This window comes from Mangrovicella endophytica (genome assembly GCF_002893625.1).
GTDB classification, from domain to species: Bacteria; Pseudomonadota; Alphaproteobacteria; order Rhizobiales; family Rhizobiaceae; genus Mangrovicella; species Mangrovicella endophytica.
On record NZ_PKMZ01000013.1, the window covers coordinates 69,185 to 91,777 of the forward strand.

Sequence of the window (22,593 nt, forward strand, 5' to 3'; positions counted from 1 at the left end):
GATCACGCCAACTCGCATCCATGTCGGCTTTGGGGCTGCGTTCGAAGCGACCGTGCATGTCCGAGATGGCTCGAAAGCCGCCGCGGGCGCCGCCGGTCGCGCGTGACCGGACGGCTCAGCCGCGCCGGAGCGGCACGATCGCCGGCGGCGGTTCGACCATGGCCGGGCGGGCGGCGCGGCGGCAGAGATAGACCTCGTCGGCCTGGCCTTCGATGCGGAAGCCGGCGCTGCGCAGCATCGCCTCCATGCCAGCCTGATTGGGGATCCACCAGTTGGTGGGATCACTGGAATAGGCGTGCTCGATGAAGAGCATGCGCGGGAAGCCTTCCGTCTCCAGAACGGCCTCCTCGGTGAAGGGGTAGTCGGCGGCGGCAGGGAACACCGTCTCGCTGCCCCGCAGCATCGACTGGAACAGGAGACGGTCGCCGACGACGTGCTCGTGAAGGAGGTCCAGCGCCAGCAGCGGGTGGCGCAGATGGTAGAGGACGCCCATGAAGAGGACGAGGTCGAAGCGCTGCCGCAGGCTGGCGACGTCGTAGACCGACATGCGCTCGAAATGGATATCGAGGCCGCTGAGGCCGGCGGCGAGCCGCCCCTGCTCCAGATAGCGCTCATCGGAATCAACGCCGACCACGAGGGCGGCGCCGCGGCGCTTCATCTCGATGGAATAGAAGCCGGCATTGCAGCCGATGTCGAGAACGGACAGGCCGGTCATGTCGTCCGGCACGAGATGGCGGAAGCGCTCGAACTTGAACCAGGGATAGTTGCCGAGGAAGTGCTCGGGCGCCGTCCAGATGCCGGCCAGCTGCATGTTGTGGAACCAGGGGCCAAGCGCGGCGATGCGCTCGGCAATGTCCGGTTCAGTCGAGGTGGCCGTGGCTTCAGCGGAAGAGGTCATGGCGTTGCGCCTCCTTGTTCGGGGCCTGTAGGGGCGGCGGCACGCCTGCGGTCAGGACTGCAGGGCGGCGGCGCTCTCGAGCCTGACGGGGCGGCCAGCGGCACCGCCCGGCTGGGAGCCGATCGGCTCGTCGTCCTGCATTTCGGCACCGGTGCCCGCCTGCGCGGCGAACCAGTCGATGGTGGGCCTGAGGCCTTCGGCCAGCGCCACCGCCGGCTGCCAGCCGAGCAGGTCCCCGGCTCTGGAAATGTCCGGCCGGCGGCGCTGCGGATCGTCCGTCGGCAGCGGATGGTAAACGATCGGCGAGGCCGAGCCGGTCATTTCGAGCACCAGGCTGGCGAGCTCGTTGATGGTGAACTCGACGGGATTGCCGATATTGACGGGAAGGCCCGGGTTCGGCTGCACCTCCATCAGCGCCATCAGGCCGGCGATCAGGTCGGAGACGTAGCAGAAGGAGCGCGTCTGCTCGCCGGTGCCATAGATCGTCAGCGGCGCGCCCGCCAGCGCCTGGCAGATGAGGTTGGAGACGATACGCCCGTCGTCGGGCTGCATGCGCGGCCCGTAGGTGTTGAAGATGCGGGCGACGCGGATATCGGCCTTGCCGGCGCGCCAGTAATCGAAGCACAGCGTCTCGGCGGCGCGCTTGCCCTCGTCGTAGCAGGCCCTGGGACCGGTCGGGTTGACGTGGCCCCAGTAGTCCTCCTGCTGCGGATGGCGTTCGGGATCGCCGTAGATCTCGCTGGTGGAGGCCTGCAGGAAGGACGCGTTGCAGCGCGTGGCAAGCTCCAGCAGCCGGTTGGTGCCGACGACGCTGGTCATCATCGTATGCACGGGATCGGCCTGGTAGCGCGGCGGCGAGGCGGCGCAGGCGAGATTGTAGATCGCGTCCACCTCCAGCCACTCCGGCAGGGGATCGCAGATATCGCCTTCGATGAAGGTGAAGCGGTTGCTGGCCTGCAGCGCCCGCAGATTGGCCGTCGAGCCGGTCTGCAGGTTGTCGAGGCAGTAGACCGTGTGACCTTCGCCGATCAGGCGATCGCTCAAATGGGAGCCGAGAAAGCCCGCGCCACCGGTGACGAGGATCCGGCGCGGCCGGCGTTCCTGCCGATCGCGCTTCTCGACGCCGAGGGGGCCGGCGGACTTCATGCCCTTGGCGATGCTCGCATCCTCAGGCATGGGCGGCGGTCCTTTCGAGGCGAGGCTGTTCAGCCGTGTCGGTCAGCGCGGCGGTCAGCTCGCGGGCGCGGGCAAGGCCGGTATGCTCCGACAGGACGCGGCGGCGCGCCTCGCCTGCCATCGCCTCGCGCGCGTCCGGCGTCACTGTGGTGAGCCAGTTCACCACGTCCTCGGTGGAGCGTGCGATCAGGATCGCCTCGCCGTCGGGGAGCAGCGTCGTCAGCCCGTCCCAGTGATCGCTGATGATGGCGGTGCCGCAGGCCCCGGCCTCGAACAGGCGCACGCTCGGCGACCAGCCGGCGGCGATCATGTCGGCGCGCGTGACGTTGAGCGTGAAGCGCTGGCGGCTGTAGAAATCCGGGTGGAAGGCTGGCTCCAGATGATCGATGCGCTCGACATTGGCCGGCCAGTCGATGTCAGCGGGATATTGCGGGCCGGCGACGACGAAGCGCATCTGCGGCAAGCGCCGGGCAGGCTCGATCAAAAGCGCTTCCAGCGTCGGCTGGCGGTCGGGGCTGTAGGTGCCGAGATAGCCGAGGTCCCAGCCGGGCGGCGTGCCGGTCGGTGCGTAGCGCTCCGGCTCCACCGAGCAGTAGAGCGGCCGGGCTCTACGGGCGCCGAACTCGGTTTCGAGGCGATCAAGGGTGGGGCCGCCGGTGAAGGAGAAATAGGTCTGGAAGAGCGGGATCTGCCGCACCGCCAGGAAGCTCTCCTCGCCGCGCGAGAGGGCGGCCAGGGTCACCGGCGTGTCGATGTCATAGAAGTGCAGCGTATCCGGCGCGATCGCGGCAAGGCGGTCGATCACCTCGATGCCATCCGGCACATAGGAGCCGACGATCACCGCATCGGCGGAGGCGATGGCGGCGCCATAGGTGTCGATCAGCTCGTCCACCGTGTCGTAGAGGCGCAAGTCGCAGAAGCCGGGCTCCGGCAGGTCACGATGGGCGGCATACCAGGGCTTGTCGCGCTCCAGGAACAGGATGCGATGGCCGAGCTCGCGCGCGCCGGCCAGCAGCGCGCGGAAGGTGGTGGCATGGCCGTTGCCCCAGGAGGAGGACAGGCTGAGACCGACCACGACGATGTCGAGCGGCCGGCTCATGCCGCGACCCCGCCGGCGGCCGGACCTGAAGCCGCCTTCGCCGCATGGACGCGGGCAAGGATGGCGTCGACGGTGACGGCGCGCCCCTCATAGGTGTGGTCGGCAAGAACGCGCTTCAGCGCGGCCTGTCCGATCGCGGCGGCGCGCTCGTCGGTGAGACCGACCATGAGATCGGCGACGTCCTGCCCGTCGCGGGCCACCAGCACCTCCTCGCCGGGTTTCAGGAAGAGGTCGATGCCCGGCCACTCGTCGGTGATGAGGCAGGCGCCGGCGCCGGCGGCCTCGAAGACGCGCGTCGGCGGCGAGAAGCCGGTGGCGGCCATGCTGTCGCGGTTGATGTTGAGGACGGCCTTCGGGGAGGTGTTGAAGGCGTTGTGGTCCTTCGTCGGCACATGGCCGATGGCGGTGACGTTGCCCGGCAGCGGCCGGTCATGCCAGCCGGAGCCGCCGAGCAGGAAGTGCTGCTCCGGCAGGCGGGCGGCGGGCTCCAGGAAGAACTGCTCGACGCGCGCTTCGCGGTCCGGCAGGCGGTTGCCGAGGAAGCCCAGCGCGGCGGCAAAGCGCGGCTCGGCCGGAACGGGATGATGCGTCGTCGGATCAAGGGCGTTGTAGATCGGCACGCATTCGGCGGCGCCGAGCGCCCGGTAGGCCTCCACCACCGGATCGCCGCCGCCATAGGTCAGGACGAGGTCGAGTTCGGTCAGCGCCCTGTGGCTCGGATGATCGGGCATCGCCTTCAGCTCGGCCAGGGTCGCCGGGGCGTCGACATCCCAGAAGATCTTCACCGCGCGGGTGTCGGCCGCATCGAGAACGGCGCGCAGAAGCGCATCGTCCTCGTAGCCGACGCCGCTGGTCTTCACCACGACGTCGGCGCCGGCGGCCTCGGCAGCGGCGCGCTTCAGCGCGTCCGGGCTGGCCTCGTAGACGACGACCCTCGCCCAATCCGGCGGCTCGATGTCGCGGTTCTGCTGCCGGCCATAGGCGTCGGGCTCGTAGAAGGTGATGTCGTGGCCATGCGCGGCGAGCGAGCGCAGGAGGCCGCGGTAATAGGTGGCAGCGCCGTTCCAGTAGGAGGAGAGGAGGCTCGAGCCGTAGAATGCAATCTTCACGCCGCTTCCTCCTTAGCCGGCTTATCGTCCCTGAGGCCGCCGATGATGCCGAGGAGCTCGTCGACCCGGTGACGGCACGTATGGCGGGCCTCGATCGTCTCGCGTCCCGCGGCGACGAGCGCGGCCGCGCGGGCAGGATCGCTCAGGACCTCGCGCAGCGCCGCGGTCATCGCCGCGCCGTCCGTCACCATCAGGAAGTCCTCGCCGACGCGGAACAGGCCTTCCTCGTCACGCCAGGGCGCCGAGATCAGCGGAATGCCGCAGGCGAGGGCCTCGAAGACGCGGATGGTCGGAATGCCCGGCAGCGCCTCGACATAGGGGCGGCGGGGGATGTGCATGGTGACGCGGTGGCGGGCGAAGGCGCGCGGCACGTCGGCATTGGCGATCCAGCCGCGATAGGCGAGGCCGGCGCGGTCGAGCGCCGCCAGAGCCTCGCCGGGATAGCGCACCCCATGCACGACGCCCTTCAGACGCAGCGCCCGCGCCGGCTCGATGAGGAACGAGCTGATCTCCGCAGTGCGCTCGCCGTCGCCCCAGTTGCCAATCCAGACGAGATCGCCGGTCGCCTCCTCCGGCAGCGGGCGGAACAGCGCGTCGTCCGCCGCCTCGTGCCAGGTGAAGACGCGGGTGCCCCAGCCGGCGGCAAGATAGCGCTCCCGCAGCGTTTCGCCGAAGGCGAGCACGCCGTCATAATCGGCGAGCATCATGCCGGCGATCGCCTCGCGATCGGAGACGGCGCGGTGATGGGTGTCGTGGAAGAGGAGGGTGAAGCGGCCGCCGTCGCGGCGAATACGGCCGATTGCCTCCACCAGCGCCGGGTCGGTCCATTCGTGGACGACGACGACATCGGCGCCGTCGAGTGCCGCGGCATGGTCGAAGTCCTCGTCATAGATGCGGCTGACGAGGCCCGGGAAGTCGGACCGGAAGCGCCGGACGGCGCCCGCGCCCTCGTTGGCGACGAGGTTGGCGCGGCTCCAGGCGTCCTGCGGCTCCAGCGCGACCGCCTCATGCCCGCGCGCCAGGAGATCGCGCATCACGCCACGCAGGAAATGGGCGTTGCCATGGTTCCAGTCGGAGACGAGGGAGTGGGTGTAGAAGACGAAGCGCACGAACTACTCCGCGGGAACTGACAAGGGACGGGCGGAGGCTGCGAGCGCCGGTTCGGCATGCTGCTGGCCGGATCTGGCCTTGGCCGCCGCGGCATAGGCGGCGAGCAGGGCGCGCAACTGGCGGTCGGGCGTGTAGCGGCGGGCCTGACGGCCTGCGCGGTCCGCCCAGAGGCGAAGCGTCGCCGGATCGGCGGCGAGCTTCGCGATCGCACCCGACAGCGCACGGGGGTCTAGCGGGTCGAAGAAGAGCGCGGCGCCGTGCCACAGCTCGCGATAGGTCGGGATATCGGCCAGCACCAGGGCCGCGCCCGTCGCAGCGGCCTCCAGCGCGGCAAGGCCGAAGGGCTCGTAGCGCGAGGGCGAAACGAAGATGGCGGCCGTGCCGAGGCGCTCAGCCATGGCGCTCTGTCCGAGTTCGCCGAGCGTCTGCGCATGCCGGAAGGCGAAGCTCTCGCCATTGGCGCCGCGGCAGGCGCCGGCGGCGAGGATCGGCCAGGGCGAGGCGGCGGCGGCGGCATCCAGCACCGCGGCGTTCTTGCCCTCGTCCCACCAGCGCGCGGCGGCCAGGACGAAGGGCTGCCGCTCGAGCGGACCGCCGGCGGCATTCAGCGCATCCGTTGCGGTCGCGTTCGGCACGACGCGCACGGCGGTGATCCCGTAGGTCGCCTGCAGCGCCGCCGCATGGCTCTGGCTCGGCGCCACCACTGCATCGGCGGCGGCGAGCGCGCGGCGGGTGATGTCGTACTGCCAGTGCCAGTCGACGGGGAGCGGCGTGCCCCGCATGGCATCCCACCAGGTGACGACGCAGGAATGCGACACGACCACCACCGGCCGACCGGTGACAAGGCCGGCCGCCTGCGAAGGCGTGTTCAGATGCAGAAGGTCGACGTCGTAGCGATCGGCGAGCGCGGCAAGCACCCGCGGCACGGCGGCGAGATCACCCGGCTCGGCGGCCAGCCAGTCGAGCGGCTGGTCGAGGCAGACGAGCTCGGTGCCCCCCAGCGTCGCGACCTCGGCCCGGCGCGAGGCAGCCGGCTCCGGCCCGAGACAGGCGAGCGCGACCTCGATGCCGGCGGCGTTCAGCGTGCGGGCGAGATCGACCGAATAGCGCCAGACGCCGCCGACGGCGTCCGTGGTCATGAGGATACGGCGCGGTCTCATGCGGCCCGGCAGCACGCCTCTTCCAGGGCCGGCAAGGGCAGCGGGCGCTTGTCCTGGATGTCGCTGAAGGCGGCAAAGGCCTGGAGATAATGCTCGTGCGCACGCTCCCAGGCGCGGTCGTCCGGCATGCCCCAGAGGGTGCGGTAGTGCGGCGAGCTCGGATAGGGATAGAGCGGCACCGGCTCGTTCGCCCAGACGCCGTTCTTGATCAGGTGATCGCGCCAGTAGGCGACGAGCTCCGGCTCGTCCTCCACCGTGCCAATGAGATTGGCCTGGACGAAGGGCACGTGCTGACGTGCCTTGATCAGCAGCGCGGCAAGCTCGGGCGTATCGAGACGGCAGCGCTTGGCAAGCGCCTCGCGGCCCTCCACGGTCAGGCTCTCCAGCCCGGCCTCGATCGAGACGCAGCCGGCCCGGCCGAGCAGCTCCAGGAGGTCCGGCTTCCAGAGGTCGATGCGGGTCTGGACGCCGAAGACGATATCGCGCTCGACGAGGGCTTCCAGCAGCGCCTTCTGCGGTAGGAAGATCTCGTCGATGAAGTAGATGTAGCCGACGCCCTGCGCGATCAGCCCATCGATCTCGGCAAGCACATGATCGAGATTGCGGCGGCGATACTGGTCGCGATAGTCGATCTTGGCGCAGAAGGAGCAGTTGTACGGGCAGCCGCGCGAGGCCTCGACCTCGGCGCCAAAGCCGCGCTGCTCCCCATCGAAGCGGTGATGATGGTGCGGGTGGGCGGCGATCCACTCGCTCGGCCAGACGAGCGGCGGATGCTCCACGAAGGGGCTGGAATGAAGGCCGCCGACGGTGACGACGCGCTCGCCATCGAGCCAGGCGGTGGAGGGGATCTTCGTCCAGTCCGGATTGGCGGCGAGCGCCGCGACCGTCTCTTCGCATTCGCCGCGCACGGCGATGTCGACGCCGAGCTTCCGCAGCGTCGGGGCCGGGGTGGCGGAGGCATGCGGGCCGACGGCGACGGTGCGTCCGCCGCGGGTTCCAAGCGCGCGCAGGAACTCGGCGGGCACGCGCAGCTCCGGCGGGGCGCAGCGCCAGAAGAGGTAGGTCGGCGCCGTGGTGACGACGGTGAAGTCCGGCGCGAAGAGGGCGACGAGTTCGGCCAGCGCCGCGTTGTCGAGCTTCTGGAGCTGGCCGTCCAGCATCAGCGTCTCGTGACCGGCGGCCTCCAGGAGGGCGCGGCTATAGCCGATCTCCAGCGGCAGATGCTCTGAGCGGCAGCCGAAATAGATGCTGCCATCGTAGTTCCAGGCCGGATTGACGAGTGCGACCTTCATGCCGACAGCCTCCGTTCCATGATTGTGTTCGCCTGCCGCGGCGTACCGGCGGCCGGCCGGTTGCGGCTGCGCAGCCAGGCGTAGAGATCGTTCAGCCCATCGCGCCAGCCGATCTTCGCCTGCCAGCCGACCGTGCTCTCCAGCTTGCGCGTATCGGCGACGAAATAGGTCTGGTCGCCCTGGCGCGTGTCGCCGTAGCCGATCGAAAGATCACGGCCGACGAGGCGCTCGATCTCGGACAGGACAACGCGCAGGCTGACGGCGTTGGCCGGTCCGCCGCCGAGATTGAAGGCCTGGCCCTTGACCGTGCCGATATTGGCAAGGAGAGCGCGATAGGCCGCGACCGCATCGTGGACGTGCAGAATGTCGCGCACCTGCTTGCCGTCGCCATAGATGGTGATCGGCTCGCCCTTCAGCGCCCGGATCAGGAAATGCGCCACCCAGCCCTGGTCCTCGGTGCCAAACTGGCGCGGACCATAGATGCAGCTCATCCGCAGCACCGCGGTCGGCAGGTCATAGGACTTGGCGTAATCGAGGACATACTGGTCGGCGACGCCCTTGGAGCAGCCATAGGGCGTGCAGAAATCGAGATTGCGCCATTCGCCGATGCCGTTGGCGGCAATGGCCGGATCGGCCGGCGTGTAGCTATCCTCGCCCTCGTCCATGCCGAGGTCGGCGAGATTGCCATAGACCTTGTTGGTGGAGGCGAAGATCACCGGCACGCGGCGGCCGGAGCGGCGCACGGCTTCCAGAAGGTTGATCGTGCCGCGGGCATTGACCTCGAAATCCTCCACCGGCCGGTCGAGGCTGGTGGTGACGGCGACCTGCGCGGCGAGGTGGAACACCGCCGCGGCGTCGCGCACCGCTCCTTCGAGGGCAGCGGTGTCGCGGATGTCGGCCGGCACGATGTGGACGCGCTCACTATAGCCGTCCTTCAGCCAGGCGAGGTTCTGCTCCACGCCGGGGCGGCTGAGATTGTCGATCAGGACGACGTCGCGGCCGTCCTTCAGGAAGCTTTCGGCGAGATTGCTGCCGATGAAACCCGAGCCGCCGGCGATCACGATCGGCGCGGCGGGGCGGGCGAGGGCAGGCGTGGCGAGCGCCAGCGTCTCGGCGAGGTGCTCGGGGCCGCCTTCGGTGAGGAGCCGGGCGAGAAGGCGCGGCGTGCCGTCGGCCGCGAGCGCGCCGCGACCATCGGCCTTGTCGCCGTCCTCGGCGCCTGCCGCGATCGCCTGATCCTGCCAGCTATCCCAGAGGACGGCCGAGACGGGGGCGGCGAGCGCATCCCGGAAGGCGGCGGCCTGCCGGGCCTCGTCGTGCCGTCGCAGCGGCTCAGCGCCGGCGAGCCAGATCGCCGCCGCTGAGCCGGTCTCCTCGAGGCTTGAGCGCAGCGCGGCGATGGCGGCGGCCGTGTCGGCCGTGCCGGGCCTGGCCGCCCGGTCGAGCCCGACCGCGGTGGCCGCAGCAAGAGCGCCGCCTGCCGCGAGCCGGCGCAGCAGGCCGGGTTCGGCTTCCGGCGGCAGCGACAGAACGGCCTCGAGGCCGGCCGCGCGCACCATCTGCACGGTGGCCGCCATATCGACAGGATCGGCCGGCTGCATCGGCAGCAGCACGGCCCGCAACTGCGCGCCGTAGCGCTCCAGCAGGGCAGGAAGACCATCCGTGCTCTCGGTGCGCAGAACGACGGCGAAGCGGCCGGCGAGCGCGGGCAGCAGCCAGTCCGCCCAGGCAGCATCCGCCGTCAGCGCGGCCGCGTCAAGACAAACGAGGCTTGCGCCCGTGCGCGCGATCGCCGCCATCGTCCGGTCCGCGGCGTCCCGGTCCCCTGGCGCGAAATCAACGGTGAAGCCGAAGGCGGGCAGCCTGCCGGCGGGCTCTGTCTGCTTCATGCGACGAGGCCCCGCGCTTCGAGGTGGCGGCGCATCTCGTCATTGCGGTCGGTGACCTGCTGCGAGGCGACCCAGGCGGCGAGCTCGGCCAGCGATGAGCCGTCCTCAAGCGAGCGGGACGGCTCGAAGCCGAGCAGCCGGCGCGCCTTGCCGATGTCGGAGAAGCAGTTGCGGATATCGCCGGAGCGGGCCTTCATCATCACTTCGGGCTGGATCGGGCTGCCCATCGCCGCCGCCACCATACGGGCGACCTCGGTGATGGGGTAGGACCGGCCGCTACCGATGTTGATGACCTCACCCTTGGCTTCCGGGCGCTCCATGGCGAGGCGGAAGGCTCTTGCGACGTCGTTCACATGCACGAAGTCGCGGCGCTGCTCGCCGTCCTCGAAGATGGTCGGCGCCTGGCCCTTGGCGATGCGCGAGGAGAAGTTGGCGAGAACGCCGGTATAGGGGTTCGACAGCGCCTGACCGGGGCCGAAGACGTTGAAGAGGCGCAGCGCCACCGCGTCCATCTTGTAGGCATTGCCGAAGATCAGCACCTGCTGCTCCTGGCAATACTTGGTCAGCGCGTAGATGGAGGCGAGGTCGACCGGCTTGGTCTCGTCGGTGCCGACGGGCTCCAGCGGCTCGCCCTCGGCGGTGCGGACCGTCCAGTCGCCGGCCGCGATGCGGGCAGGGTCGCGGCGGGCGTCGTCCACCACGCGGCCATCCTCGGTCTTGTAGCGGCCCTCGCCGTAGACGCTCATGGAGGAGGCGACGACGATGCGCTCCACCGGCTGCTCGATCAGCTCCTGCAGGAGCACGGCGGTGCCGACATCGTTGCCGCTGACATAGCGCTCGATCTCGTACATGCTCTGCCCGACGCCGACCTCGGCCGCCAGATGGAAGACGCCGTCGACGCCGGCGATCGCGCGGCGCACGCTCTCGGCATCGCGCACATCGCCGCGCAGCACCTCGGCGCCCTCGACCTCGACGCTGCCGGCGCCCGGACCGTGCACCTGCTCGATCAGGGCGTCGAGAACCTTCACCTCGTGCCCCGCCTCGGCAAGTTCCCGACAGACCTGGCGGCCGATAAAGCCTGCGCCGCCGGTGACGAGATAACGAGACATGGGAACTCCTGACAAACGATGCGGGCGGCCGGGCTCGAAGCCGCGGCAAATAGGGGCGGCGACAAGAAACCGCCGTCCGGAAAAGCTATGGCAGAGTTACCCTGCTGCCAGAGGGAGCATCAGAGTAGCTGATGATCCCCGATGATCAGAGTAGCTGATGATCCCGGATTGCGGCAGCCCCTTCACAGGGCGACACCGACAGGACGGCGCTCGGGCATCTCGATCGCCGCGCCGCGCGGCGGGCGTGCCGCCTCGTGTCCCTCGCGCGTGTGCCCGTTGACCGGACTGCCATTCACCCGCTGCGGAGCCGGCGCTGCCGCCAGTACTTCCGGTACCTCCGGCACCTCGCCGCGGCCGATGCCGACATAGGTGAAGCCGGCGGCCTGCATCTCGGCCGGCTGCAGGGCATTGCGGAAGTCGACGAAGAGGCTCCCCGCCATCACTTCGCGCGCCCAGCGCGGATCAAGGGTGCGGAACTCCTCCCATTCGGTCAGGAGCACCGCGGCGTCGGCCCCGGTCAGCGCCTCGGCGAGGCTTGATGCAAAGCTGGCATGGCGCAGCTCCTCGGCCGCATCGGGCCCCACCTGCGGATCGTAGATGCGCAGTCGCGCGCCGGCTTTCGCCAGCGCCGGGACCAGAACGAGGCTGGCGGCCTCGCGGACGTCGTCCGTATCCGGCTTGAAGGCGGCGCCGAGGATTGCGATCGTCTTGCCGGCGCAGTCGCCGAGCGCCTTCTCGACACGAGCCGCCAGCTGCTCCTTGCGCGCTTCGTTGACCGAGACCACCGTCTCGATCAGGCGCAGCGGCGAACCGAGGCGACGTCCGGTGGCGGCGAAGGCACGCGTGTCCTTGGGAAAGCAGGACCCGCCGAAGCCGGGGCCGGCCTGCAGGAATCGCTCGCCGATGCGCGGATCGAGCCCGATCGCCTGAGCAAGGTTCTCGACGTCGCCCCCGGCCGCCTCGCAGAGATCGGCCACCTCGTTGATGAAGGAGATCTTCAGGGCGAGGAAGGCGTTGGCGGCGTATTTGATGAGCTCGGCATTCTCCAGCGAGGTGAAGATCACCGGCGTGCCGTTGTCGATAAAGGAGGCGTAGACCGTCTCCATCGCGGCGCGGCCGGCCTCGTCATGATGGCCGACGACGACCCGGTCCGGTTCGGTGAAGTCGCGGATCGCGCAGCCCTCGCGCAGGAACTCCGGATTGGAGACAACGGAGAAGCGGAGATCCGGGCGCTCGGCCGCAATGGTCGCGCGGATGCGCCGGTTGGTCCCTGCGACGACCGTCGATTTCGTGGTGACCACCGCGCCGGACTTCAGATGCGGCGCGATCATCCGCGCGGCGCCGAAGATATGGGAGAGGTCCGCCTCGTCGCTGTCCTTTACCGAAGGGGTGCCGACCGCCAGAAAGACGATATCGGCTCCCGTGATGAAGGCAGGGTCGACAAGGGAGAAGCGCAGCCGTCCGGCCTTGGCCTGCGTGGCGACGAGCCGGTCGAGCCCCGGCTCAAAGATCGGGATGACGCCCTGCTTCAGGCCATCCACGCGGCTCTGGTCGACATCGAGGCAGGTGACGCTGAAGCCGAGGCGGGCAAAACAGGCGGCGGATACGAGCCCGACATAGCCAGCGCCGATCACAGTGATGTTGAGCATTCCAGGAGCACTTTCGAGCGGACCGCGAGACACGGACGGGAACGGAGTTGGCCGCATCAGGCAGGCAAGGCAGAGCGAGGATCGCCCGCGCGGAGAGTGGACGGCATCCGGCAATCGGGCGCGGCGCCGCGACGGCCGCATCCTTCGAAAGACACGTGGAGCAATGTCGACCCGACTGGTCGAGCAACAGCCACCATACGCATAACTCCTACGGTCGCCTGCACAATGGCGCTAAGCCTAGAGCAAATGGCCGGCGAGGAAACAATGCCGCCCGAAGGAGATATGGCGCCGGCTACAGAATTGTGAACGCCCCGGCAGCGTCTGCGTTGGAGGCATTGTTATTCAAGGTAGGAGTGAGGCCATGCCCGCGAAATCCAAGGCTCAGCAGAAGGCAGCCGGCGCCGCGCTCGCCGCCAAGCGTGGTGACGAGAAGGTCAGCGCGCTCAAGGGCGCGTCGAAGTCGATGTACGAGTCGATGAGCGAAAAGGAGCTGCATGACATGGCCGCGACCAAGCGCAAGGGCAAGCCGGAGCACAAGGCGCAGTCCTGAGCGGCGCTGACCGCGTCAACGATCCAGCTTCCAGGGTCAGGTGGCAGCTCTCTGCCGAGTTTCGCCCCAGCCCATCGATCATCGCACGCCAAGGCCGCCAAGAAATACCGCACGGTCGTTCAGTAGACAGGCACGTATAGCCCAGCATCGAATTACAGGTTGTTCGTCACCTCTGCTCTGTTACGCTTCGTCTGCTCGGGTGTTTCGGTCAGCGCCGAACCTGGTTTCTTGCGTCCTCACATACCTGAGCTGATCGAGCCGGGAGACGACCGATGACCGCTCACGCCGACGGTGCCGTACACGCACATCCCCGTGGCTGGGTGCGCTGGGCCTATTCTACGAACAACAAGGACATCGGCGTCCTTTATCTGATCTTCGCGCTCCTGGCGGGCCTGGTTGCTGGCGGCTTCTCGATCGCCATACGGGCGGAGCTTCAGGCACCCGGCCTGCAGATCTTCGGCGACCCGCACATCTACAACGTGTTCGTCACGGCGCACGGGCTGATCATGATCTTCTTCGTGGTCATGCCGGCGCTGATCGGCGGCTTCGGCAACTACTTCGTTCCGATCATGATCGGGGCGCCGGACACGGCGTTTCCCCGCGTCAACAACCTCGCCTTCATGCTCCTGCCGCCATCCCTTCTCCTGCTCGTCGCATCGATGTTCGTGGAAGGCGCACCGGGATCGAACGGCGCAGGCACGGGATGGACGATGTATCCGCCGCTGTCGGTGTCGGGTCATCCTGGACCGGCCGTCGACCTCGCCATCTTCAGCCTTCATATTGCGGGCGCGTCGTCGATCCTCGGGTCGATCAACCTCATCACGACCATCCTCAACATGCGCGCGCCGGGCATGACGCTGCACAAGATGCCGCTCTTCGTCTGGGGCCAGCTCGTCACCGCTTTCCTGCTGCTGCTGTCGCTGCCCGTGCTCGCCGGCGCCATCACCATGATGCTGACCGACCGCAACTTCGGTACGACCTTCTTCATCCCGTCGGGCGGCGGCGATCCGATCCTCTACCAGCACCTCTTCTGGTTCTTCGGTCACCCCGAAGTCTACGTGATGATCCTGCCGGCCTTCGGCATCATCAGCCACATCGTCTCGACCTTCTCCCGGAAGCCCGTCTTCGGCTATCTCGGCATGGCCTATGCCATGATCGCGATCGGTGTCGTCGGCTTCGTGGTGTGGGCTCACCACATGTATGCGACGGGCATTTCGCTCAACACACAGCGCTATTTCACCTTCGCGACCATGGTGATCGCGGTGCCGACCGGCATCAAGATCTTCTCCTGGATCGCGACGATGTGGGGCGGCTCGGTCACCTTCCGCACGCCGATGCTCTGGGCGATCGGCTTCATCTTCCTGTTCACCGTCGGCGGCGTCACCGGGGTGAAGCTCGCCAATGCCGGCATGGACCGCGTGCTGCACGACACCTACTATGTCGTCGCGCACTTCCACTACGTGCTGTCGCTCGGCGCCGTCTTCGCCATCTTCGCGGGCTGGTACTACTGGTTCCCGAAGGTGACGGGCTACATGTACAACGAGCGCCTCGGGCAGATTCATTTCTACCTGACCTTTGTGGGCGTGAACGTCGTCTTCTTTCCCCAGCACTTCCTCGGCGCCGCCGGCATGCCGCGCCGCTATGCCGACTATCCCGATGCCTATGCCGGCTGGAACTTCGTGTCCTCGATGGGAGCCTATGTCACCTGGGTCGGCCTGATGGTCTTCTTCTACGGGGTCTACGAAGCCTTCTCGAAGAAGCGGATCGCGGGTCCGAACCCCTGGGGTGCAGGCGCGACGACGCTGGAATGGGAGCTGTCATCGCCGCCGCCGTTCCACCAGTGGGAGCAACTGCCGAAAATCCAGTAGGCAGCGGCCCCCGGGAGCGTCGGGTCAGGTGGCCGGGCGTCTCCGAGCATCCAGATCAGGCGGCGGGCGCCGTCACGTATCCGCAAAGGCCGCTTCGGCCTCCCGCCGCAGGGCGTCGGGCCGGTCGAGATAACGCGGTGAGTGGTGCAGCACGGTCAGGCGCTTGGCATCTGCACGGCGGGCGAGGCTGCCCGCCTGCTGCGCGGTCAGATGCCGGCGCTCGGCGGCGATCTCCCTGTCTTCATCGAGGAAAGCCGCCTCGATGAAGAGGTGGTCGGCGCCCTTCGCGAGCGCGAGGATCGCCGCCTCGTTGGCCGGCGTGCAGGCGGCATCGACGACATAGGCGACGCGCTGACCTGGCGCGACGCGCAGGGCCTCCGCCTTCAGCACGCCGAGGCTGACGCTGCGACCCGGCAGCGGCGTCACGGCATGATCGTCGCCGGTGCCGCTGCGAATGGCGCGCTTGGCCTCTGTCAGCCACGGCCCGACGGGCAGGCCGAGACGCTCCAGACCCTCAGGCCAGACATTGACCCGCAGCCGCTCCTGCAGCGCGAAGGCGAGGCAGGGGAGGCCGTGATCCAGCGTCACCGCCTCGACCGTGAAGTCGGGGTCGTCCAGCACGAGGCCGAGAGGAAGCGTTGATCGGCGCGGCGGCAGCGGCGCGGCGCCGGGCGGGATCGGCGCTGGCCGGAAGGCACGGCGGGCGGCGAAGGCGGTGGCCGGACCGAGCCGGCCTGCCTCGAAGTCGGCGGCGTGGATGACGAGGTCGACGGACCCCTCGTCGAGGAGGTTCCAGCTGTAGGAGCCGAGCCGGGCCGCGACGCCCTCGACGAAACCGGGCGGGCCGACCAGCGACAGCACACCCGGCCGGTGCAGATGCAGCCGCAGCAGCCGGTCGAAGCCGGCGAAATGGTCCATGTGCCGGTGTGAAACGAAGACGTGGGTGAGGCGGCCGATCTCGCGCGGCGACAGGGCTGCTATATCGCCGAGGTCGAAGAGGACCGCCCGGCGCCCGAAGCGAAGGTCGAGAAGGAGTCCGGGATCGTCGAACGGGCCGTTGACCAGCCGCGTCTCCACCAACCGGCTCATCGAAACGCCGACAGGCCTGCGGCTGCGGGGAATGCCGTCGCCGACGAGCGCCGCCGATGATGCAGGGTCGGGCCGCTCATCCCCGGCGCTGATATGTCCGGTCGACATGGACCGGCCGGCCGGTGCGGGCGCTCCCATCGATCGCATGGATCAACCGGATGTCCTGCGGCACGGGCCGCGACAGGCGCGCTTCCGGCCGGCCGCCCTCGCCGCCGGTCCGGTCGTCTTCGCTGGTCATGGCGCGGCCTTTCCTGGATCGAACGGGCTGGACGAGCGGTCAACGGCGCGGTCGCTGCGGCGTTCCGGCCGCCGGACCAACGGGCGATGCGGCGGACCGAAGGCTCGCCGGTGGCCGCCATGGTCGATCCCGGGAGCGGCCGAGATGCCGAGGCGCCACGTTTGATCCCGATCAAGGACCGGGGCCGATCCGCATGATGTTTTGCCGGCCATCGAAGCAATGGAAGGATCACCATGACGAACATGATGAGGGCCGCCGTGGTCCGCGCCTTCGACAAGCCGCTCGTCATCGAGGAGATGCCGGTGCCGGAGCCCGGTCCCGAGCAGATCCTGGTGCGGTTCGCGGCGACCGGCGTCTGCCACACCGATCTTCATGCCGCGCGCGGCGACTGGCCGGTGAAGCCGAACCCGCCCTTCGTGCCGGGCCATGAGGGCGTCGGCACCGTGGTCGGCGTTGGGCGATCGGTGAAGCGGGTGAAGGAAGGCGACCGCGTCGGCGTGCCCTGGCTGCACACGGCCTGCGGCTACTGCTCGCACTGCCGCACCGGCTGGGAAACGCTGTGCGGCGCGCAGCAGAACACCGGCTACTCCGTGAATGGCAGCTTCGCCGAATATGCGCTGGCCGATCCCGACTATGTCGGGCGCTTGCCGGACACGCTGGACTGGGGGCCCGCCGCGCCCGTGCTCTGCGCCGGCGTCACCGTCTACAAGGGCCTGAAGGAGACGGAGGTGAGGCCCGGCGAATGGGTGGCGATCTCCGGCATCGGCGGGCTCGGCCACATGGCCGTCCAGTATGCCAAGGCGATGGGCATGCATGTCGCTGCCATCGACGTCCATCCGGAGAAGCTGGCGCTCGCCAGGTCGCTCGGCGCGGAGATCGCGGTCAACGCCGCCGAGACGGACCCGGTGGCGGAGATTCAGAAGCTGACGGGCGGCGGCACGCATGGCGTCCTCGTCACCGCCGTCTCGCCCGCTGCCTTCGAGACCGCCTTCGGCGTGCTTCGGCCGCGCGGCACCATGGCGCTGGTCGGACTGCCGCCCGGCCGCTTCGCCATGCCGATCTTCGACACGGTGCTGAAGCGCATTACCGTGCGCGGCTCCATCGTCGGGACGCGCCAGGATCTGGAGGAGTCGCTTGCCTTTGCCGGCGACGGCGCGGTGGCGGCGCACTTCTCCTGGGACAAGCTCGACAACATCAATGCGATCTTCGAGCGCATGGAGAAGGGTGGCATCGACGGGCGGATCGTGCTCGACATGCAGTGAGTGCGGCCGTCGCGGGCGCCGGTTAGGCCCGCGCGGGCCTTCGAGACATGAGGACACGGCATGAGCGGAGCCCATCCCTTCGCCGCCACGCCCGAGATCGACGAGGCGGATATCCGCCGCCTCGTCGACACTTTCTATGCGCGGGTGCGGGCCGATCCGGAGATCGGCCCGATCTTCCTCGGCGAAGTCGAGGACTGGGACGCACATTTGGCCAAGCTCATCGACTTCTGGTCGGGAGTGGTGCTGCGCACCTCCCGCTATGACGGGCGGCCGCTGCGCCCACATCTGATGCTGCCGATCGAACCGCGGCACTTCGACCGCTGGCTGGACCTGTTCGAGGCAACTGCCGCGGACGTGCTGCCGTCCCCTGCCGCAGCCGCGGTGTTCGTCGACCGGGCGCGGCGCATCGCCGACAGTTTCGAGATGGCGATCGGCACGCATAAGGGCGAGTTCCGCGCACCCCGGCATGTCCGGCGGCCGCAGCCGGGCTGAGGCCGCCCGCTGGCGGCGCTAGCGCGCCGTGCGGCGCGAGCGGCTGCGCGGAAGCCGCATCGCTGTGGCTTTGGCGACCTAGCGGCAGGGGCCGCTACCGCGCTAGGCGGGGTCCTCACACGAGACCCGGCGCGCATGACAGGCATCCTTCTCCCCGTGCGGCATCTGCCAGTCCCGGCGCGGCGCTCCGCATGGCTGGTGCCGATCCTGGCGCTCTTTGCGCTTCTCGCCGGCTGCGCCGGCCGGCCCGTAGGCGTGCTCGTGCCGATGGCGGGGGCGGAGGTGGCGGGCGCCTCGAAGGTCGATCTCCTCGTCGCCACCACGCGGGCGCCGTCCAAGGATCCGGGCGTCCTGTTCTCCGGCGAGCGCGGCACGGCGCTGTCGCTCACCGACATCACGGTCTCGCTGCCGCCGAACCATGTGACCGGTCAGGTGGAGTGGCCGAAGACGCTGCCCGCCGATCCCACCCGCGAATTTGCGACGCTGAAGGTTGAGGAGCTCGACGCGCGCGCCGATGCGCGAAGCTGGCTGAAGACGCACCTGCCGGCGAGCCGACGGGTGCTGATCTTCGTCCACGGCTTCAACAACCGCTACGAGGACGCGGTCTACCGCTTCGCGCAGATCGCCCATGACAGCGACACCAAGGCGGCCCCGGTGCTGTTCACCTGGCCGTCGCGGGCCAGCATCTTCGGCTATAACTACGACCGCGAGAGCACCAACTATTCCCGCGACGCGCTGGAGGAGATCCTGCGCGGCGCCGCGGCCGACCCTGCCGTCGGCGAGGTGACGGTGCTTGCCCATTCCATGGGGACCTGGCTCACCATGGAGGCGCTGCGGCAGATGGCGATCCGCGACGGGCGCATCGCCCCGAAGGTGAAGAACGTCATCCTGGCCTCGCCGGACATCGATGTCGACGTCTTCGCCGAGCAGTGGAGCAGCCTCGGGCCGAAGCGTCCGAACGTGACGGTCTTCGTCTCGCAGGACGACCGGGCCCTGCAGCTGTCGCGGCGCGTCGCCGGCGACGTGCCGCGGCTCGGCCAGATCGATCCGGACGAGGAACCTTACCGGACGGCGTTCCGCGATGCCGGCATCTCCGTGATCGACCTCACCGACCTGCAGGGGGATCTCGGCGGCCTCAACCACGACAAGTTCGCGGCCAGTCCGCAGGTGGTGCAGGCGATCGGCGCGCGGCTGGTGGCGGGGCAGGCGATCACCGATTCCGAACTCGGGCTCGGCGACCGCATCGGCACGGTGGCCAGCAGCGCCGCCAATACGCTGGGCACGGCGGCGACAGTGGCTGTCGGCGCGCCGATCTCGATCATCGATCCGAACACGCGGCGCAATTATCGCGACCAGATCGGCGCCTTCGGCTCGGCCGTCGGCGGCACCGTGGATTCGCTCGGTGATGCCACCGGCGTGCGGATCCGGCGTGGCCAACGGGCAAGCGGCAGCACGCCGATCGATGCAAGGCCGGCAACGCCGGAGACGGCGGCGGCCGAACGGCGCAAGCAGACGGCGAGCCGCTGAACCGCCGGGCCGTCGAGGCTGACGTGCTCGCGCCGTCAGCCGGCCGGTGAGGCTGCCGCTTTGATGCCGGACGCCTCCGCCGGACCCGGCACGCCGAGCGCCTTCCTCACAGCCGGAGCCACCACCGTGCCGTAGAGCTCGATCCCGCGCAGCATCGCCGCATGCGGCACCGGCCCGACGCTCATCTGCAGGAGGAAACGGTCATGCCGGAACCACTCGTGCTGCAGGAGGATCTTGTCGATGATCCGCTGGGGATCGCCCACGAAGTCCGAACCTTGCAGCGTGATGCTCCTGTCGAACTGGGCGCGGGTCGCCGGCGACCAGCCGCGCTCGCGGGCAATCCGCTCGACGCCGATGCGATGCGAGGTGAAGCCGAGATCGGCCGTGGCAGTGAAATCGTCGCCGATGAGGCCGTGCGAGTTGATGCTGACGGGGAGCGTTGCCGGGTCGTGCCCGGCGTCCTCGGCCGCTCGTCGGTAGAGATCCACGAGGGCTGCGAAGCGGCGCGGCTCCCCGCCGATGATGGCGAGCGCCAGCGGCAGACCGAGGCGGCCGGCGCGCACCACCGACTGCGGCGTGCCGCCGACGGCGATCCAGAGCGGCAGCGGCTCCTGGAGGGGGCGCGGATAGACTCCGCGCCCGGATATGCGCGACGTGTGGTGGCCGCCCGGCCAGGTCAGATGTTCGCCGCGGCGTAGCTCGAGCAGGAGCCCCAGCTTCTCGTCGAACAGCGTGTCGTAGTCGGCGAGATCATAGCCGAAGAGCGGGAAGCTCTCGATGAAGGAGCCGCGACCGACCATGATCTCGGCGCGGCCCTCCGAGATGAGGTCGAGCGTCGAAAAATCCTCGAAGACCCGGATCGGATCCTCCGAGCTCAGCACGGTGACGGCGCTGGTCAGGCGGATGCGCTTCGTGCGGGCCGCCGCTGCGGCAAGCGCCACGGCCGGGGCGGAGACGAGATAATCGTTGCGGTGATGCTCGCCGAGGCCGAAGACATCGAGCCCAACCTCGTCGGCGATCACGATCTCTTCCAGGAGGTTGCGGAAGCGGACCGCCGGCGCCAGCGGACGTCCGGTCTCGGGATCGGGCATGTTGTCGGCGAAAGTATAGAGTCCGAGCTGCATCGGGCGTTGTCCGGCGGGTGATGGGCCGCCGGCGGAATGGCCGGCGGGATGATGTCGCCCTGGATATAGCGCCCGACTGCTGCGCCGGCGTGTCGGCCGGCGGTGAACGGTGCGTGCGGATGGTATGGGGGTGCAGAGGGCGACGATCGGCTGGCGCCGATCGCGCTGATCGCGCCGGCGACAATCGGCTGATGCCGATTGCGCCTAGATCACGTCGAACTTCACGCCCTGCGCGAGCGGCAGGGTGCGGCCGTAATTGATCGTGTTGGTGGCGCGGCGCATATAGGCCTTCCAGGCGTCCGAGCCGCTCTCGCGCCCGCCCCCGGTTTCCTTTTCGCCGCCGAACGCCCCGCCGATCTCGGCCCCGGACGGGCCGATATTGACGTTGGCGATGCCGCAGTCCGAGCCGCGGGCGGAGAGGAAGATCTCGGCTTCGCGCAGGTCGTTGGTGAAGATCGAGGAGGAGAGGCCCTGCGGCACGCCGTTCTGCAGCGCGATGGCTTCGTCGAGATCGGAATAGCGGATGACATAGAGGATCGGCGCGAAGGTCTCCTCCGTGACCGGTCCGGTCTGCGCCGGCATCTCCACCAGCGCCGGGCGGACGTACCAGGCGTCCGGTGCGCCTTCGGCCCCGACCCGGCCGCCGCCCGTGACGGTGCCGCCGGCGGCCGCCGCCTGCTCCAGAGCCTGGGCCATGCCGTCGAAGGCGGCGCGGTCGATCAACGGACCGACCAGCGTGCCGGCCTCCAGCGGATTGCCGATCGCGACCGTGCCATAGGCCTGGCGCAGCCGCGGCACCAGCGTGTCATAGACGCTGTCATGGACGAAGAGGCGGCGCAGCGTCGTGCAGCGCTGGCCGGCCGTGCCCATGGCGGCAAAGGCGACGCCCCGGAGCGTCAGGTCCAGATCGGCGGAGGGGCAGACGATGGCGGCATTGTTGCCGCCGAGCTCGAGCAGCGAGCGGGCGAAGCGCTGCGCCAGGCGCGGACCAACAGTGCGGCCCATGCGGGTGGAGCCGGTGGCCGACACGAGCGCGACCTTCGGATGGTCGACCAGCGCCTCGCCGACGGCGCGTCCGCCGACGAGGACACTCGACAGCCCATCCGGCGCCTCGTTGCCCTCGGCACGGAAACGGGCAATGGCGCGGGTGAGCAGCGCTTGCGTCGCAAGCGCCGTCAGCGGCGTCTTCTCGGAGGGCTTCCAGACCACCGGATTGCCGCAGACCAGGGCGAGGGCGGCGTTCCACGACCAGACCGCGACGGGGAAGTTGAAGGCCGAGATGACGCCGACAACGCCGAGCGGATGCCAGCTTTCCATCATCCGGTGGTCGGTGCGCTCGGTGGCGATGGTCAGACCATAGAGCTGGCGGGAGAGGCCAAGCGCGAAATCGCAGATGTCGATCATCTCCTGCACTTCGCCGAGGCCTTCGGAGGTGATCTTGCCGGCCTCGATGGAGACGAGGCGTCCGAGCGCCGCCTTGTTCGCGCGCAGCTCCTCACCGAGAAGGCGGACGAGTTCGCCGCGCTTGGGCGCCGGAACGTCGCGCCAGGTCTGATAAGCGGCGGCGGCGCGCTCGATCGCGGCGGATGCTGCGGCGACATCGTGCTCTGCGAGCGTCGCGATGATCTCGCCATTGATCGGCGAGCGTACGGTGAGCGTGCCAACTTCGAGCGTCGCGGCATCGATCCCGAGGTCGATCAGGATGCTGCTGGCATCGGTGGCAAGGCCGGTGGCTGAAATACGGAGGGTCATCGGAAGGGTCTCGGCTCGTCGTCGTGGCGGAGCATGGTCGTGTCTGGCGATGCCCTAGAGCATTTCCGGCGAACACGGAAACGCTCTGTTTGGCGGCTCGCCGCGGCGAGCCGCGCGAAGGCTCGCGAAGGTCGTAGCGGGGCTACGGCCGAGACGAGCCGACAAAGTGGGCGCCCGGCGACCGCAAACCCGAAGGGCCG

General features: G+C 69.1%; 19 protein-coding genes. 5 read left to right on the plus strand and 14 right to left on the minus strand.

Annotated features, from left to right (window positions below; translation table 11 throughout):
* Positions 1–115: 115 nt before the first annotated feature.
* The 10 genes from C0R46_RS19105 to C0R46_RS19150 all read right to left on the minus strand — a co-directional run bounded on the left by C0R46_RS19105 (position 116) and on the right by C0R46_RS19150 (position 12,491).
* On the minus strand, positions 116–898 hold the full coding sequence (locus C0R46_RS19105; protein ID WP_102961267.1) for a TIGR04290 family methyltransferase: 783 nt from the start codon (positions 896–898) through the stop codon (positions 116–118).
* 51 nt (positions 899–949) lie between these two features.
* Positions 950–2,044, minus strand: a complete 1,095-nt coding sequence (locus C0R46_RS19110; RefSeq protein ID WP_102961288.1) for a UDP-glucuronic acid decarboxylase family protein — start codon at positions 2,042–2,044, stop codon at positions 950–952.
* A 22-nt stretch (positions 2,045–2,066) separates the two neighbouring features.
* On the minus strand, positions 2,067–3,173 hold the full coding sequence (locus C0R46_RS19115; RefSeq protein ID WP_102961268.1) for a CgeB family protein: 1,107 nt from the start codon (positions 3,171–3,173) through the stop codon (positions 2,067–2,069).
* Positions 3,170–4,282 carry a CgeB family protein gene (locus C0R46_RS19120; RefSeq protein ID WP_102961269.1) on the minus strand — a complete coding sequence of 371 codons (1,113 nt, stop codon included), beginning with the start codon at positions 4,280–4,282 and terminating at the stop codon, positions 3,170–3,172. Before C0R46_RS19120 ends, C0R46_RS19115 begins: the two co-directional genes overlap by 4 nt.
* Positions 4,279–5,391, minus strand: a complete 1,113-nt coding sequence (locus C0R46_RS19125) for a CgeB family protein (RefSeq protein WP_102961270.1) — start codon at positions 5,389–5,391, stop codon at positions 4,279–4,281. Before C0R46_RS19125 ends, C0R46_RS19120 begins: the two co-directional genes overlap by 4 nt.
* A gap of 3 nt (positions 5,392–5,394) precedes the next feature.
* Positions 5,395–6,531: a glycosyltransferase gene (locus C0R46_RS19130; RefSeq protein ID WP_198598406.1), complete on the minus strand. Its 1,137-nt coding sequence runs from the start codon at positions 6,529–6,531 to the stop codon at positions 5,395–5,397.
* Positions 6,532–6,548: 17 nt separating this feature from the next.
* Positions 6,549–7,844 (minus strand): TIGR04295 family B12-binding domain-containing radical SAM protein, encoded by a 1,296-nt coding sequence (locus tag C0R46_RS19135; protein WP_102961271.1) that lies wholly within the window; start codon positions 7,842–7,844, stop codon positions 6,549–6,551.
* On the minus strand, positions 7,841–9,733 hold the full coding sequence (locus tag C0R46_RS19140) for an NAD-dependent epimerase/dehydratase family protein (protein ID WP_198598407.1): 1,893 nt from the start codon (positions 9,731–9,733) through the stop codon (positions 7,841–7,843). The genes C0R46_RS19135 and C0R46_RS19140 overlap by 4 nt, the downstream gene beginning before the upstream one ends.
* The gene (locus C0R46_RS19145) at positions 9,730–10,842 is read right to left on the minus strand and encodes an NAD-dependent epimerase/dehydratase family protein (RefSeq protein WP_102961272.1); all 1,113 of its coding nucleotides are present in this window, start codon (positions 10,840–10,842) and stop codon (positions 9,730–9,732) included. Before C0R46_RS19145 ends, C0R46_RS19140 begins: the two co-directional genes overlap by 4 nt.
* 182 nt (positions 10,843–11,024) lie before the next feature.
* Positions 11,025–12,491: a UDP-glucose dehydrogenase family protein gene (locus tag C0R46_RS19150; RefSeq protein ID WP_102961273.1), complete on the minus strand. Its 1,467-nt coding sequence runs from the start codon at positions 12,489–12,491 to the stop codon at positions 11,025–11,027.
* A 361-nt stretch (positions 12,492–12,852) separates the two neighbouring features.
* Between C0R46_RS19150 and C0R46_RS19155 the strand changes: the two genes are divergently transcribed.
* Together C0R46_RS19155 and ctaD are read left to right on the plus strand one after the other, a co-directional pair.
* Entirely contained in the window at positions 12,853–13,041 is a 189-nt protein-coding gene (locus C0R46_RS19155; protein ID WP_102961274.1) for a DUF3008 family protein, read from the plus strand.
* Positions 13,042–13,313: 272 nt separating this feature from the next.
* Entirely contained in the window at positions 13,314–14,909 is a 1,596-nt protein-coding gene (gene ctaD, locus C0R46_RS19160; protein WP_102961275.1) for a cytochrome c oxidase subunit I, read from the plus strand.
* 72 nt (positions 14,910–14,981) lie between these two features.
* Here ctaD and C0R46_RS19165 read toward each other — a convergent pair whose 3' ends face one another.
* Positions 14,982–15,998, minus strand: coding sequence for a ribonuclease Z (locus C0R46_RS19165; protein ID WP_102961276.1), 1,017 nt, complete (start codon positions 15,996–15,998; stop codon positions 14,982–14,984).
* A gap of 76 nt (positions 15,999–16,074) precedes the next feature.
* Positions 16,075–16,236 (minus strand): hypothetical protein, encoded by a 162-nt coding sequence (locus C0R46_RS20860; protein ID WP_157944696.1) that lies wholly within the window; start codon positions 16,234–16,236, stop codon positions 16,075–16,077.
* Between the two features lie 233 nt (positions 16,237–16,469).
* Here C0R46_RS20860 and adhP point away from each other — a divergent pair, with 233 nt between their 5' ends.
* From adhP to C0R46_RS19180, 3 genes are all read left to right on the plus strand, one after another.
* Positions 16,470–17,498 carry an alcohol dehydrogenase AdhP gene (gene adhP, locus C0R46_RS19170; RefSeq protein ID WP_102961277.1) on the plus strand — a complete coding sequence of 343 codons (1,029 nt, stop codon included), beginning with the start codon at positions 16,470–16,472 and terminating at the stop codon, positions 17,496–17,498.
* A gap of 60 nt (positions 17,499–17,558) precedes the next feature.
* A complete protein-coding gene (locus C0R46_RS19175) occupies positions 17,559–17,990 on the plus strand; it encodes a group III truncated hemoglobin (RefSeq protein WP_102961278.1) in 432 nt (143 codons plus the stop codon).
* Between the two features lie 135 nt (positions 17,991–18,125).
* The gene (locus tag C0R46_RS19180) at positions 18,126–19,517 is read left to right on the plus strand and encodes an alpha/beta hydrolase (RefSeq protein WP_102961279.1); all 1,392 of its coding nucleotides are present in this window, start codon (positions 18,126–18,128) and stop codon (positions 19,515–19,517) included.
* Positions 19,518–19,552: 35 nt separating this feature from the next.
* Here C0R46_RS19180 and C0R46_RS19185 read toward each other — a convergent pair whose 3' ends face one another.
* Both C0R46_RS19185 and amaB read right to left on the minus strand, forming a co-directional pair.
* Positions 19,553–20,641: an Atu2307/SP_0267 family LLM class monooxygenase gene (locus C0R46_RS19185; RefSeq protein ID WP_102961280.1), complete on the minus strand. Its 1,089-nt coding sequence runs from the start codon at positions 20,639–20,641 to the stop codon at positions 19,553–19,555.
* A gap of 204 nt (positions 20,642–20,845) precedes the next feature.
* On the minus strand, positions 20,846–22,393 hold the full coding sequence (amaB, locus tag C0R46_RS19190; RefSeq protein WP_102961281.1) for an L-piperidine-6-carboxylate dehydrogenase: 1,548 nt from the start codon (positions 22,391–22,393) through the stop codon (positions 20,846–20,848).
* Positions 22,394–22,593: the final 200 nt, after the last annotated feature.